Below are 13,864 nucleotides of genomic sequence, written 5' to 3' on the forward strand. Positions count from 1 at the left end.
ATACATACATGATTTCACATTTTCAAGTAAAACCACTCTATCGTAACTCACAGCTTCCTGGCTGGACAATCTCTTTCTATTTTAATGGCCAATTTTATCAAGCTGACTATGAAAAGGACGGTTCAATTTTATGGAAAGAAGATCAACCGTTAGAGCAACATCTATCTTCTATTACTACACACATTCACGAACTAATGCTTTTTCATGTGTATGAAAATAATAACTAAAAAGAAAGGACGCTACGATGATTGATAAGCTACAACGCTACTTTGGCTCGTCCATGGTGCTAGGTCAAACACCTCATGAATTTAATGAATATAAATGGTTCTTAACAACTGAACATGAGTTTGTAGGTGTGAAATATGATGATTTATCTGAAGAAGCGTTAGAGCTTCTTTCCATCTTCTTAACTCCATATGAAGCAACACATCAGTCGTTATCTGTTGAAGAAGCTTACTGGTATGATTTACTATTTAGGAATCAAAAAGAAACCATTCAATCGTTGGATTCCTATTCATTTATACGCTTTATTCAATTCAACCTTCAACGTCCTCTGCAAGAAAAAGCAGAATTGGAAGACGCATTAAAAAGCCTTTATTCGACGGACGTCGTTATCATTTGGGAGCATGAGACAAGCGGAGTTATTATTGAAAAGCTCATCTCCATAAATGACAAAGATGAAAATTTGCAAGACACGGTTGATGTTTTAACGAGTGACTTTGGCTCTACCATCCAATTTTTTGAAGGACAATTATATGATTTTCCATTGTCCCTTTCTACCTCATTTCAATTAGAGCGTGCATGGTTTCAACAACTTAAAAAAATGGTTACGCACCAAAAAATTATTAAACCAACATCTTTCTTACCTTATTTAATTATGAAGGATGTACCAAACCCTTTAAAAGAGCAATTGAAACAAGTCCTTAAATTTGTGGAACAAGACAAAGAGCTTATTCAAACCGTTAAAGTGTATCTTGAATGCAATTTAAACGTCTCGCTTGCATCTAAAAAATTGTATATGCATCGTAATAGTCTTCAATATCGAATTGACAAATTCATTGACCGAACAAACTTAGATATTAAAGATTTCCAAGGAGCTCTTTCTGCTTATTTAGCGATTTTAGCTAATGAATTAGATGAAAGTGAAGCTTGATATGATAATAATGAAAAGGTTTTCGTTCATCTTGCACGAAAACCTTTTCATTTTTTGTGCACTTCGTCCATTTACGATTTTTCTGAAAAAACGTACACTTATACGTAACAGAGAAAACGTTTTCATGTTTCTCGGAACTTGTAAGGGGGATCTTCATTATGGCTGAATTACGTTTAGAAAACATTTATAAAATTTATGATAACAAAGTAACCGCTGTTGAAAACTTTAATCTTCATATTCAAGATAAAGAATTCATTGTATTCGTAGGTCCATCAGGTTGTGGTAAATCAACAACTCTTCGTATGGTTGCAGGTCTAGAGGAAATTTCAGAGGGCGATTTCTTCATTGATGAAAAGCGCGTAAACGATGTAGCGCCAAAAGATCGTGACATCGCAATGGTATTCCAAAACTACGCATTATACCCTCATATGAGCGTATATGATAACATGGCATTCGGTTTAAAACTTCGTAAACTACCAAAAGACGAAATTGATCGTCGTGTAAAAGATGCTGCTCGTATTCTTGGCCTAGAGCAATACTTAGACCGCAAACCAAAAGCACTTTCTGGTGGTCAACGTCAGCGTGTGGCATTAGGTCGTGCCATCGTTCGTGATGCAAAAGTATTCTTAATGGACGAGCCATTATCAAACTTAGATGCAAAATTACGTGTTCAGATGCGTGCGGAAATCGCAAAGCTTCACCAACGTTTAGGAACAACAACAATCTATGTAACACATGACCAAACAGAAGCAATGACAATGGCAACTCGTCTTGTTGTTATGAAAGATGGAATCATTCAGCAAGTCGGAACACCAAAAGAAGTATATGAAAAGCCTGAAAACGTATTCGTTGGTGGCTTTATCGGATCTCCTGCTATGAACTTCTTAACAGGTACATTAAAAGAAGGCACGATTCAAATTGGCGATACATCCATCACTGTTCCAGAAGGAAAAATGAAAGTATTACGTGAGCAAGGTTACGTAAGCAAAGAAGTGATTCTTGGCATTCGTCCAGAGGACTTCCACGATGAGCCTGTCTTTATTGAATCATCTCCTGGAACAAAAGTGACAGTGAAAGTAGATGTAGCTGAGTTAATGGGTGCAGAAACGATGGTTTATTCACAAATCGCTGGACAAGACTTTGTGGCTCGTGTAGATGCTCGTACAGAAGTAGCACCAGCGCAAAGCCTAGCATTAGCACTAGATATGAACAAAGCTCACTTCTTTGATGCAGAAACAGAACAACGCATTCGTCCAGAACAAGACTAATTTTTGAATTCTTCTTTCGAATAAAAAAAGCCTCAACCTCTTTGATCCTTAGATCAAAGAGGTTGAGGCTTTTTTATTCTTGAATGGTCATTACTTCTTCATGGTGACAAAGGATACAGTAAAACAGGTGGGCACATTGATGATCAGAAGCTGTTGTTGTAATGCCATCGATTAGCTTCATTTGCTCAATCTCCATATAAGCGCTGTAATCATCAAAGTAATCCATTACTCTTCCCATGTCTTCTGTTTTATGTCCACACTTCGCACACGTATACTCTACTTGGTTAAATCCATTGCATAAAGGACACATATTCATAAGGTCACCCCGTTTAAGACTTGGGTTTTACATCCATAATATATGTGGAATTTGTATTCTTTAATCAATCATTCTGTTTTCTTGCTAAATTTACAAGTGAATAAAAATCCTTAAATTACCATTTTTAAGAATGCATACGTTCTCTTCATCGTTGTCATAATACTAGTAACAACCAAGCAACAACCACTTTTAAACACTGGATTACGCCAAGGTTGGCAACAGATAAATCGTATCTGTCTTGCTGGTTCGATTCCAGCTAATCCAACCATACTACTATTATCTAACGAGGAGATGAATCATTATGGCACAATATCAAAAAGCATCAAACAGCAATTCATCAAACAAGTTAGTAGCACCTGGTGCTCAAGCTGCTATCGATCAAATGAAATACGAAATCGCTAGTGAGTTTGGGGTACAATTAGGACCAGACGCAACAGCTCGCTCTAACGGATCTGTTGGTGGAGAAATTACAAAACGCCTAGTACAAATGGCTGAACAACAATTAGGTGGCGGAAGCTACTAATTTGCAAAAACTGCATAATATGGCTTAAAAGCACCTCAAGAATTCTTGAGGTGCTTTCACGTTAGTGTATTTAAATCGTTTCAGACACTGTTTCTTCATTTATACGTACAAGGACTTTACGGATACGACGATTTTCTACTTCATTCACAATAAACGTTAAATGAGCATACTCAAACGTATCACCTTCTGCTGGTATGCGTTCAAATTGTTCGAAGATCCATCCACCTAATGTGTGATACGTACTTTCTGGTTCTGCAATGTTGACGAATTTAACAAACTCATCTAGCGGTAACTCTGCATTAAACTCATAATTATATTCATCAATTTGGTTCACAATTTTTACCTTTTCATCATGTTCATCCCAAATTTCACCAACAATTTCTTCTAATATATCTTCTAATGTCACAAGCCCCGATGTTCCACCGAATTCATCAACAACAATCGCCATATGAACTTTATTTTTTTGTAGCTCTGGTAACAATGTTGAGATTTTCATCGATTCTACAACAAACAATGGATCTCGGACTAACTCACGAATGTTTACTTCTTTTCCTTGAACTAAATGACTTAAAAACTCACGCTCAGATAAAATTCCAATCACATTATCAATGTTATCTTCATAAACAGGAACACGAGAATAGCGCTCTTCTAGGAACATATCTCTTATTTCCTCAATGGATTGATTTACTTCAACCGCAACCATATCAATACGTGGCTGTAAAATTTCACCTACTAAAATATCGTTGAAGTCTAATGATCGATGAACCAACTCTTTTTCTTTATTATCAATAACGCCCTCTTCCTCACTTAAGTCGACCATTACCTTAATCTCTTCCTCCGTTACAGATGGAGCTGGTTCCTTACTTGTAAATAACCTAGAAACTACTGTTTTTAATAATACAAGCAAGTAAGTAATTGGTGTAAGAATTCGGATGAGAAAGAATAGTACTGTTGAAATCATTAAAGTAAACGATTCAGCATGTTCTTTCGCAATAGATTTTGGTAATACCTCTCCAAAAATCAAGATAAGAATGGTCATCAGTACAGTACTAATGACTAACGCAGTATTTCCTCCAAATACATCAATCGCTACTTTTGCAGAAATAGAAGAAGCTGCAATGTTTACGACGTTATTTCCAATTAAAATCGTTGATAAAGCTTTATCAAAGTTTTCAGCAATATATAAAGCTTTTTTACTTCCTCGACGTTTTTCATCTACATAGTTTTTCAAACGAATTTTATTTACACTTGAAAAAGCGGTCTCAGCTGAGGAAAAGAATGCTGATAAAAAGATGAGAATAGTTAATAAGCCAATCTGACTCAGAGGCAAGTCTCCCAAAGAACGTTCACTCTCCTAAAAAAATAAATATTAGTAAAATCATACAATGATTTTACCTAAATGTTTAAACCTATCATAGCAAAAGTTTGCTTAATTGAAAATCACAAGCACTTATTTTCGACAAAATGTTTATTATCTGCAACCTTCCCTATCACTTTTTAAGCAATAACCAGTCTTTCTGCACAACAAACCCTCTCTCTCTGCTTCCATCATTCCAATTTATTCTTCATTATATTCTTAGATTTTTCATTCATGAATGCGTTTAGTTGCTTCATAAGGCACAATCAAGTTATGATACGGTTCATAACTGTCATTTTAAACGATGAGGTGAAAACATGAAAATAGCTCTGTTTGGAGCAACAGGAAGAGTGGGTCAGCATATTTTACGTCTTGCATTAGCAGATGGACATCATGTAAAAGCGCTGGTGCGTCGGCCATTACCCATTGAACATACTCATTTAACGATTATACATGGAGATGTGTTAAACAAAGATGATGTCCAACGAACGATTGAAGAAACAGATGTTGTGATTAGTGCATTGAATACAGATAAAGCAACGGTTCTCTCTGATACTATGCCTTATCTTATCAACAGCATGAAAAAAGAGAGTGTGACACGAATTGTTACGATTGGAACAGCAGGTATTTTACAAGCTCGCACGGCTCCTCATCTGTATCGTTTTCAATCATCAGAATCAAAGCGAAAAACAACACGTGCTGCGGAAGAACATTTGAACGCTTATCAATTACTTGAACAGTCTTCTTTAGACTGGACAGTCGTTTGTCCGACTTACTTACCAGACGGAGATATAACAACCATTTATAGAGTTGAAAAAAACATGCTTCCAGAAGATGGTGTAAAAATATCAACTGGTGACACAGCACATTTTGCCTATCAACAGCTTTTTTCAGATGAGTTTATTCGTTGTCGAGTTGGCATTTCGTATTAAACAAGGCTTTTCAAGAAGACAACCGCTTCTGTCCTCTCTTGAAAAGCCTCCTTTTATTTATACGGCATATGAATCAGATTGACCTTTTTGAATTTGATACATTTGATAATATTTCCCTCTCAGCTTCATCAGCTCATCATGATGACCACGTTCTGCAATCTGCCCTTTATCTAAGACTAGAATTTGGTCTGCATTTTGAATCGTTGATAATCGATGCGCAATAATAAAGGTTGTTCTTCCCTTTTTTAACACTTCAAGCGCGTCTTGAATGATGGCTTCTGTTTCTGTATCAATGTTGGCAGTCGCTTCATCCAAAACGAGAATGGATGGATTAAATGCAAGGGCTCTCGCGAATGAAATAAGCTGTCGTTGACCAGAAGATAACGTACTCCCTTTTTCAATGACGGGTTCGTCAAATCCTTTAGGTAAATGCTTTAATAATTCCTCTGCTCCTACTTCTTTTAACGCTTTCTCTAATTGTTCACGCGTAATTGTTTTATCTTGTAGACTCACATTACTCGCTACCGTACCTGTGAATAAAAATGGATCTTGCAAGACGATTGCCATATGCTTTCTTAATTGTTGCTTTGACATTGTCATTACATCGACTCCATCAATTAAGATACGCCCTCTGTTCACATCGTAAAAGCGGAACAATAAATTAATAATGGAACTTTTTCCTGATCCTGTATGCCCAACAAGCGCCACTGTTTCGCCTTGCTTTGCTTCAAAATCAATATCTTTTAAGACATATTCGTTTTCTTTATACCCAAAGGATACATGCTCAAATGTCACATTTCCATTGTAAAAAGCAACGGCATCCTCTTTCACATCTTCTCCTTGTTCATCTAACAATTCGAATACACGCTCGGCTGCTACTCTCGCCTGTTCAAGCTGGGCTAATTGATTGACCATTCCAGTGATTGGCTGAAAAAGACGGTTCAAATAATCAACGAACGCATATAACACACCTAATGAAATAATGGTATCTGCTCGCAGTGACGCGCCTCCGAAGTACCAAATCAGCATAACAAAAGATAAATTACGAAATACATTGACTAGGTTATGAGATGTTAAAGAGTTCAAATTCAACAATTTGTTTTGATACGTAAAGTGCTCGTCATTTAAAGTTTTAAACTCTTCCATCGTTTCCTTCTGACGATGAAAGGCTTGAATAATGGTCATCCCTTGAATTGACTCATTAATCATTCCGTTAATATCGCTCACTCGTGTACGAATGACATGGTTATATTTCGACGCATACTTTCGATACACAATCATCCAGACAATTAGAATGGGAACAATGACAAGGGTAATAAGAGCAAGCTTCGCATCTAAAATGAAAAGCGCAATGAAAATACCTGTAATGTAGATTATACTCGAAAAGAATGTTGCTAATACGGTTACATAAAGCTCTCTAATGGCTTCCGTGTCATTAGTAATTCTTGCAACGACCTTCCCAGCAGGAAGGTGATCGAAATAAGAAATCGGCAGCCTTTGTATCTGCCCAAACACATCTTCTCTCATCCGTTGAATAATACGGTTTGACGCCACTTGTAAATAAAAGCGCTGACCGTATTGAAACGCTGTTGCAATAACGAGAAAGAAGAAGTAAATAGCCATCAACTTAATAATTGGCTTGATTTCTGGTTCATAAAATGAAAATAATTCATCCGCTGATAACAACTGTCCATTATAACGAGCTGTTTCATCCCCCCGTGTAATGACTAGTTGCTCATTTTTAATGGTACGTTCTCCATCAAACGCAATGTTCTCATCGATAAAATAATACCGTCTTCCTACTAATAAAATGTGAGACGCATCACTTTGTTTTTCGTCTTCCTCTATACGATCAGCTCTTTCGTACCATTGGCCCTTATAAAGAACAGCTCCATTTTCTTCATTTGTTTCATACCAAGGTTGTTCAATACCTAAGATATGGTCATCAATCAGCTTTTTCGCAATAAAAGGCCCTGCTAGATCTGCTACAACGGCAACCGTTAACATACAAAGTGCAAAGATAATAATCTTTTTATAATAAAGTGCATATTGAAAAAGACGTTTTCCTATATTCATATCGTCACCCCACTTTCAATGTTGTTTTTTAATTGTTGACGATTGTACTGTTCATGGTACCATCCGTTCATTTGGACTAATTGTTCATGTGTTCCTTCTTCAATGACGACACCGTCATCTAACACTAAAATGTAATCTGCATGTTCAACAGCAGACAATCGATGTGTCGTAATGAATGTTGTTTTTCCTTGACGTTCTGTTCGAATATTTTCAATGATTTTCGCTTCGGTCTTCGCATCAACAGCCGATAGTGCGTCATCAAGAATGAGAATCTCTGGGTTTTTCAACAATGCTCGTGCAATTGAAATACGTTGCTTTTGCCCACCTGACAGCGCAACTCCTTTTTCTCCTACTAATGTTTCTAATCCATCTGGTAAAAGTGGAATGTCGTTACGAAATGCAGCTAAATCGATTGCTTTTTGCATTTCCTCTTCTGTTGCGTTCTTTTTACCAAATAGAATGTTCTCACGTGCTGTTTTTGAAAATAGCACGTGGTCTTGTGGAACATATCCAATCCAACTTTTAACCTGTTCTAACTCGATTTGTTCGATTGAAACGTCTGCAATGGTTAATTCTCCTACTCCCATTGGATATTGACGTAGCAGTTGACGAATAAGCGTTGTTTTACCGCTTCCTGTTTTCCCGACAATACCAATCGTTTGACCAGCCGTCACATGTAAATCAATTGCCTGTAAGTTTTGAACCTGAGAAGATGGATATTGAAACGTCACTTTCCCAAATGAAATACATGTCGGTGACTCAACAGCTTTTGGAGATAGCGAATTGGAAACGTCAGGCTTGTAAGCTAGCGTTTCATTCACCCGGTCTAGAGACGCGTTTCCTCTTTGCATCACATTAATTAATTCACCAATCGCAAACATAGGCCAAATCATCATCCCTAAGTACACGTTGAAGGAAACAAGCTCACCAAGCGTAATGGCTTGATGGAACACTAAATACGCACCGTAGCCTAATCCAATTAAATAACTTAATCCGACTAGCACCTTAATCGTTGGCTCAAACAACGCATCGATTCTAGCAACCGAAATGTTTTTGTTATAAACATCTGTGACGAGCTGATGAAATCGATGTTGATCGGCTCGTTCTTGTACATAAGCACGAATCACACGAACACCGGCAACCGACTCTAATACTTGGTCATTCATATGACCGAATGAATCTTGTGCAACTGTAAAACGCTCATGAATTCTTTTCCCGAATATGTTCATTAATACCGCCATAATCGGCAATGGCAGTAGTGCTGCTAACGTTAACTTCCAGCTAATCACAAATCCCATCGTAAATAAAATAATGCACATAAAGATACTTGAATCGATTAACGTTAAAATTCCGAACCCTGCCGTTAACGAAATGGCCTTTAAATCATTTGTTGCTCGTGCCATTAAATCTCCTGTGCGATTTTTTTCGTAGAACGTTGGCGTCATTTTTACTAAATGCCTCATAAAGCTTGATCGTAGTGACCGCTCGACTAAAAATGAACCACCAAATAATTGATACATCCATACGTACGTAATCGCATAGCTGAAAATAGTAATAAGTGATAACCACATAATTTGATTGCTAAATAACTCTGTCGTTAACGAGCCTGCTTGAATATAGTCAATGGTTAATCCGATGATTCTTGGTGGAAGTACATCAATGACACTGACTACAATTAATAAAAACACAGCCACACTATAACGCTTCCAATGCTTTTTAAAAAACCAACTTAACTTCCATAAAACTGAAAACATATTTTCATTCTCCTCTCACTGTTGTCCTTTACTAACCGCCTTCTAACTCCACTGTACTGACTAATAAACGTGATGCTAAACGAATCATCCTTCATTCCTCCTAAAAAAATAAATTTATATCAAATAACCATTATTTGGTTATCCAACAACATAAAAAAGGCATATCGAGATGAACGATATGCCTTGAAACATAAAAAAGCACACACCACGACTATACGTGACATGTGCTTAACTGTTCGCTTATAAATGGTTTAACAAGCTAGACAGGTATTATACAGTCACGTCATTATGAAGTTTTACTTGTTTGAATGTGTCTACAATTAGCTTTTTCATGACGTAACCTCCCATCTAATTAGTTATTTTTTCCACTTTTAATCTTACTACGCTGTTTAATATTTTGTCAATTACCATTTTTTTAAAAAATTCAAATTATATATTGGTAATAAAGAGATTTTGCTTTTACCATATCATTTGTGCCATGGATGAGCACACGCCCATCTTGAAACAAAACGATGCGGTAATCCTCGATATGAATGGATACAAGATATGGATTCATTGTCGAGGAATAGCCTTGCTTTAAAAACCGATCGTGAATCTCCTGTAAATTCCTCTGTTGCTGAATACGCGGTCGTATTTGGACGGTATTTCGACCACATAACGTCGCTACCTTTGTCTGATTGGTGTAATGAAGAAATGGGTACGTTGCTTCTTGTCCACAAGATTGACAATTCTCTCGCTTAAGCGTATGAACGGAAATGGTTCGATATTCATTTTTCCACACGTCAAACGAGACGAGCTGATGACGTAGTGCTTCATAATCCTCCACTAGTAGTTTTAATGCTTCTGTTACTTGATGAGTAACAACCATTTGAACAGCTGAGCTAATGATTCCTCCTGTGTCACACGTTACTCCACCGATTGGAACAGATTCTAACAAGCAAGACAAACATGGTGTTTTCTGCGGTAAAATGGTATAACTGATTCCGTAGCTGCCTACACAAGCTCCATAAATCCAAGGAACATGATGCTTTTGAGCTATATCATTCATCATGAGTCTACTGTCAAAGTTGTCAGTCGCATCTATCATCACATCCACATCTTTTATAAGGTGGCCTAACTCTTGTACACCCACATCCATCACATGAGTCACTATTTCAACTTCACCATTAATCTCCCCTAAGCGCTTTTGGGCTGCAATTGCTTTTGGAATACGTTTCATTGCATCTTGTTCGCTATATAATTGCTGACGTTGCAAATTACTCCACTCCACATAATCTCGATCAACAATCGTCACTTTTCCAACTCCAGCTCTCACAAGCGCTTCGGCATTCCCTGTTCCAAGTGCGCCTGCCCCAATAATCAGAACATGCTTTTCACGAAGCTTACGTTGCCCTTCTTTCCCTATCGATTGAAAAAGCTCCTGACGTGAATAACGCTCGCTCAAACAAGACTCATTCCTTCCATTGGACTGCTTGCCGTTGCATAATCTTTTTTCGGAATACGCCCAGCTTCATATGCTAGCCTTCCAGCTTCAATGGCTAACTTCATCGCTTTTGCCATTTGAATAGGATTTGATGCACCTGAAACAGCCGTATTTAATAAAACGCCATCAGCGCCAAGCTCCATTGCTTTTGCAGCGTCAGATGCCGTTCCCACTCCTGCATCAACAATAACGGGTACATGAGACTGTTCAATAATAAAGCGTAAATTCAATGGGTTAATAATTCCTTGACCAGAGCCAATTGGTGATGCGCCTGGCATAATCGCATGTACGCCTATCTCTTCCAACCGACGAGCTAACACTACATCGTCAGACGTATAAGGAAGCACAATGAATCCTTCTTTTACTAATTCTTCACTTGCTTTTAGCGTTTCTATCGGATCTGGAAGTAGGGTCTTGTCGCATCCGATTACTTCCACTTTCACCATGTCACAAAGTCCAGAAGCTTTGGCTAAATGTGCGATACGCACCGCTTCTTTTGCCGTTTTTGCTCCTGCTGTATTTGGAAGCAATGTAAAGAAATGTACGTCTAATTCTTCTAGTAAATTCGGCTGACTCTTCTCAAAGATGTCCATTCTTCTAACGGCGAATGTTAAAATCTCAGTTTCGCATTCTTGTACCGCTTTTCGCTGAACGTCAAAGCTTTCAAATTTTCCTGTCCCCAATAACAAACGTGATTGAAATGTATGTGTGCCGATTTTTAACATGTTCATCCTCCTCCTACAAATGAAACAATTTCGACTTTATCTGAATCATTTAAATGGTATTGTCCATGATCTGATTGCTGTAAAATGTGCTCGTTCACTTCTACAATGACAATGCGATTTTGGAAGTTGTAAAAGTGCAATAAGTCTTTCACTGTTTGAATCTGTGAATCTACTACAATTTGTTTACCATTCACTAGTAACTCCAATGAACTTCCTCCTTTTGTTGAGCATGTCGATCTAGTCGAAAATCTTGAAAAAATGAATGATTCATCGATTTTTTTAAGACAGCATCTGCTAGTAGTTGCCCTGTGATTGCACTTAGTAAAATACCATTTCTGTAGTGACCAAATGCCACAAACAACCCTTGAACTTTTGGATGAGGACCTAGATAAGGCCATCCATCAATGGTTTGCGGACGCAATCCAGCCCACGCTTTTTCAAATGTTGCTTCTTTTATGGCTGGCAGTAGTCTTTGCGCTTTCTCTACTAGCTTAGAAACACCTTGCAACGACACCTCTTTTTCAAAGGTCCGAGGAATTTTAGTTGCTCCAATGATTATTCGTCCTTCCGATTTCGGAACAAGATAAAATCCTTCGTCTAAAAAGATTGTTTTTTCTAGTAGTTGAATGGAAGAGCGTACCGATATACATTCTCCTTTTACAGGAAACACATGTAATGATGGCTTGTATGGTGTTAACAGCTCGTTTGCCCATGAGCCTGTTGTACAAATAACGTGATTAGCAAAAAGCATTCCCACTGACGTTTGTATACCTTTTATGCAGCCATCCTCAATATGTAACGCTTCTACCTGACAAAACCCGTGTACTTGTGCACCTTCTTGAACGGCTGCAAGAGCAAATGCTTTCGTTAATTTATCAGGTGCTAACTGTCCATCATCTGGAATATGAATCGCCCCGTAGGTAGCGGATGATAGTCCATTCTCCAATTCTTGAACGTCTTTGTTCGTTATCCACTTTACATTTTCATTCCATTGATGATGCTCTTTTACACGTTTTTGGAGCTTGCTTGCTTCTTCTTCACTCATGGCAACCTTTAATAGCCCCTTTTGAATGAGTTCAACATCAATACCCGTCTTTTCTTTTAACTCTTCTACTAATGTGGGAAACATTGCTCTACTTTTAATTGCAAGAGACAGCAGCGGCCCTTCTTCATCAATTTCTGCTTGTGCCCCTAAAATGCCCGCAGCCGCACTTGACGCTTCACATCCAATTTGATTCCGCTCAACAATGGCTACCTTTACTCCTTGCTTTGCTAGTTGATACGCTGTTGAACAGCCAATAATTCCTCCTCCAATCACTAACACATCATAATAGTTGTTCATCATCATCACCCCCATAAAGTAAACGTTGATACATCTTCGCTGCTTCTGCAGGTTGTTTCGCCATAAACACGCCTGACATAACCGCAATTCCTGCAACCCCTGTATTCAAGACGTGTCTGACATTTTCATGTGTAATTCCTCCAACTGCGATTACAGGAATATGTAAAGCTTTTACGACTTTAGCTAATGCTTCGATCCCTTGATGTGGCTGATTCATCTTACATTGAGAAGGAAATACATGGCCAAATAACACATAATCTGCTCTTTCTTCTTCAGCCTGCTTTGCTTGCTCTAGCGTGTGAACGGACTTCCCAACTATCAAACTTGTAAACTCATTGCTTACTAATTTTGTAGATGGACTATGATAAGCAAGCTGTACACCTTTCGTTTTCATCATATAGGCCATGTCGATTCGGTCATTAATGATGATTTTCTCCATTGGAATCTGCGCTTGTTTGATTTGATTTAAAATTGTTTCAAGCTCATAGGCATGTAGACGTTTCTCACGCAGGTGAATGGCATCTACGTACGGATAAATACACCTTAGAACGTCGAGAAGATCTGTTGAATTCTGCTGATTTGTTGAAATAACATGAAGCTTGGGAATAGTCTTCGTAAACCCCCACCACCTTTTGAAACAACGTAAAAAAACCCACCCTACAAACGTAGAGTGGGTTTGGATATACAAAGAAAAGATGATACATACATCCATCAACCACTTCCCTACGCTGGTATAATCCAGATCAGGTTCAGAGGGTCCGGAAACATCCGTCTCAGCCACACATGGCTCCCCTAGTGATAACGCATTGCTTATAAACTTGTAAAAAAAGTATATCATACCTCCAACAACTGGAACAATGTTAAACTTCTGGTACGATTGGTTCTTATTGTTTTTTGCTATGCTTTCGGCCTATACAATCTAATAGCTCATACAT

14 protein-coding genes and 1 riboswitch are annotated in these 13,864 nt (G+C 38.0%); of the genes, 5 read left to right on the forward strand and 9 right to left on the reverse strand.

Going from position 1 to position 13,864, the window contains the following annotated elements; all coding sequences use genetic code 11:
• Window positions 1-8 precede the first annotated feature (8 nt).
• The 3 genes from JOC83_RS07645 (at window position 9) to JOC83_RS07655 (ending at window position 2,421) form a co-directional block, all read left to right on the forward strand.
• Entirely contained in the window at window positions 9-227 is a 219-nt protein-coding gene (locus JOC83_RS07645; protein WP_205185901.1) for a YheE family protein, read from the forward strand.
• A gap of 17 nt (window positions 228-244) precedes the next feature.
• Complete coding sequence (locus JOC83_RS07650) at window positions 245-1,153, forward strand: PucR family transcriptional regulator (RefSeq protein WP_205185903.1); 909 nt, start codon at window positions 245-247, stop codon at window positions 1,151-1,153.
• 158 nt (window positions 1,154-1,311) lie between these two features.
• A complete protein-coding gene (locus tag JOC83_RS07655) occupies window positions 1,312-2,421 on the forward strand; it encodes an ABC transporter ATP-binding protein (RefSeq protein WP_205185905.1) in 1,110 nt (369 codons plus the stop codon).
• A gap of 73 nt (window positions 2,422-2,494) precedes the next feature.
• On the opposite strand, the gene JOC83_RS07660 is transcribed toward JOC83_RS07655, so the two are convergent.
• On the reverse strand, window positions 2,495-2,737 hold the full coding sequence (locus tag JOC83_RS07660) for a hypothetical protein (RefSeq protein WP_205185907.1): 243 nt from the start codon (window positions 2,735-2,737) through the stop codon (window positions 2,495-2,497).
• A gap of 301 nt (window positions 2,738-3,038) precedes the next feature.
• Between JOC83_RS07660 and JOC83_RS07665 the strand changes: the two genes are divergently transcribed.
• On the forward strand, window positions 3,039-3,260 hold the full coding sequence (locus JOC83_RS07665; RefSeq protein WP_205185909.1) for an alpha/beta-type small acid-soluble spore protein: 222 nt from the start codon (window positions 3,039-3,041) through the stop codon (window positions 3,258-3,260).
• Window positions 3,261-3,330: 70 nt separating this feature from the next.
• Here JOC83_RS07665 and JOC83_RS07670 read toward each other — a convergent pair whose 3' ends face one another.
• Window positions 3,331-4,599 (reverse strand): hemolysin family protein, encoded by a 1,269-nt coding sequence (locus JOC83_RS07670; RefSeq protein WP_205185911.1) that lies wholly within the window; start codon window positions 4,597-4,599, stop codon window positions 3,331-3,333.
• 335 nt (window positions 4,600-4,934) lie between these two features.
• Here JOC83_RS07670 and JOC83_RS07675 point away from each other — a divergent pair, with 335 nt between their 5' ends.
• Window positions 4,935-5,549: an NAD(P)-dependent oxidoreductase gene (locus JOC83_RS07675; RefSeq protein WP_205185912.1), complete on the forward strand. Its 615-nt coding sequence runs from the start codon at window positions 4,935-4,937 to the stop codon at window positions 5,547-5,549.
• Window positions 5,550-5,606: 57 nt separating this feature from the next.
• Here JOC83_RS07675 and JOC83_RS07680 read toward each other — a convergent pair whose 3' ends face one another.
• From JOC83_RS07680 to JOC83_RS07710, 7 genes are all read right to left on the reverse strand, one after another.
• A complete protein-coding gene (locus JOC83_RS07680; protein ID WP_205185913.1) occupies window positions 5,607-7,625 on the reverse strand; it encodes an ABC transporter ATP-binding protein in 2,019 nt (672 codons plus the stop codon).
• Complete coding sequence (locus JOC83_RS07685; protein ID WP_205185914.1) at window positions 7,622-9,379, reverse strand: ABC transporter ATP-binding protein; 1,758 nt, start codon at window positions 9,377-9,379, stop codon at window positions 7,622-7,624. Before JOC83_RS07685 ends, JOC83_RS07680 begins: the two co-directional genes overlap by 4 nt.
• 424 nt (window positions 9,380-9,803) lie before the next feature.
• On the reverse strand, window positions 9,804-10,823 hold the full coding sequence (locus JOC83_RS07690; RefSeq protein ID WP_205185915.1) for a thiazole biosynthesis adenylyltransferase ThiF: 1,020 nt from the start codon (window positions 10,821-10,823) through the stop codon (window positions 9,804-9,806).
• Window positions 10,820-11,587 (reverse strand): thiazole synthase, encoded by a 768-nt coding sequence (locus JOC83_RS07695; protein ID WP_239583401.1) that lies wholly within the window; start codon window positions 11,585-11,587, stop codon window positions 10,820-10,822. Before JOC83_RS07695 ends, JOC83_RS07690 begins: the two co-directional genes overlap by 4 nt.
• Window positions 11,588-11,589: 2 nt before the next feature.
• Window positions 11,590-11,793 (reverse strand): sulfur carrier protein ThiS, encoded by a 204-nt coding sequence (gene thiS, locus JOC83_RS07700; protein ID WP_205185917.1) that lies wholly within the window; start codon window positions 11,791-11,793, stop codon window positions 11,590-11,592.
• Complete coding sequence (gene thiO, locus JOC83_RS07705; protein WP_205185919.1) at window positions 11,781-12,929, reverse strand: glycine oxidase ThiO; 1,149 nt, start codon at window positions 12,927-12,929, stop codon at window positions 11,781-11,783. The genes thiS and thiO overlap by 13 nt, the downstream gene beginning before the upstream one ends.
• Window positions 12,913-13,641, reverse strand: a complete 729-nt coding sequence (locus JOC83_RS07710; protein ID WP_205185921.1) for a thiamine phosphate synthase — start codon at window positions 13,639-13,641, stop codon at window positions 12,913-12,915. The genes thiO and JOC83_RS07710 overlap by 17 nt, the downstream gene beginning before the upstream one ends.
• Window positions 13,633-13,733: riboswitch (TPP riboswitch) on the reverse strand. It overlaps the preceding gene by 9 nt.
• Window positions 13,734-13,864 lie beyond the last annotated feature (131 nt).

The organism is Priestia iocasae (assembly GCF_016909075.1).
GTDB lineage: Bacteria > Bacillota > Bacilli > Bacillales > Bacillaceae_H > Priestia > Priestia iocasae.

What these genes read in the sequence shown, in the direction of transcription:
- JOC83_RS07645 (WP_205185901.1), top strand. Translation starts at nt 9, where the DNA reads ATGATTTCACATTTTCAAGTAAAACCACTCTATCGTAACTCACAGCTT.
- JOC83_RS07650 (WP_205185903.1), top strand. Translation starts at nt 245, where the DNA reads ATGATTGATAAGCTACAACGCTACTTTGGCTCGTCCATGGTGCTAGGT.
- JOC83_RS07655 (WP_205185905.1), top strand. Translation starts at nt 1,312, where the DNA reads ATGGCTGAATTACGTTTAGAAAACATTTATAAAATTTATGATAACAAA.
- JOC83_RS07660 (WP_205185907.1), bottom strand. Translation starts at nt 2,737, where the DNA reads ATGAATATGTGTCCTTTATGCAATGGATTTAACCAAGTAGAGTATACG.
- JOC83_RS07665 (WP_205185909.1), top strand. Translation starts at nt 3,039, where the DNA reads ATGGCACAATATCAAAAAGCATCAAACAGCAATTCATCAAACAAGTTA.
- JOC83_RS07675 (WP_205185912.1), top strand. Translation starts at nt 4,935, where the DNA reads ATGAAAATAGCTCTGTTTGGAGCAACAGGAAGAGTGGGTCAGCATATT.
- JOC83_RS07680 (WP_205185913.1), bottom strand. Translation starts at nt 7,625, where the DNA reads ATGAATATAGGAAAACGTCTTTTTCAATATGCACTTTATTATAAAAAG.
- JOC83_RS07685 (WP_205185914.1), bottom strand. Translation starts at nt 9,379, where the DNA reads ATGTTTTCAGTTTTATGGAAGTTAAGTTGGTTTTTTAAAAAGCATTGG.
- JOC83_RS07695 (WP_239583401.1), bottom strand. Translation starts at nt 11,587, where the DNA reads ATGTTAAAAATCGGCACACATACATTTCAATCACGTTTGTTATTGGGG.
- thiO (WP_205185919.1), bottom strand. Translation starts at nt 12,929, where the DNA reads ATGAACAACTATTATGATGTGTTAGTGATTGGAGGAGGAATTATTGGC.
- JOC83_RS07710 (WP_205185921.1), bottom strand. Translation starts at nt 13,641, where the DNA reads ATGGATGTATGTATCATCTTTTCTTTGTATATCCAAACCCACTCTACG.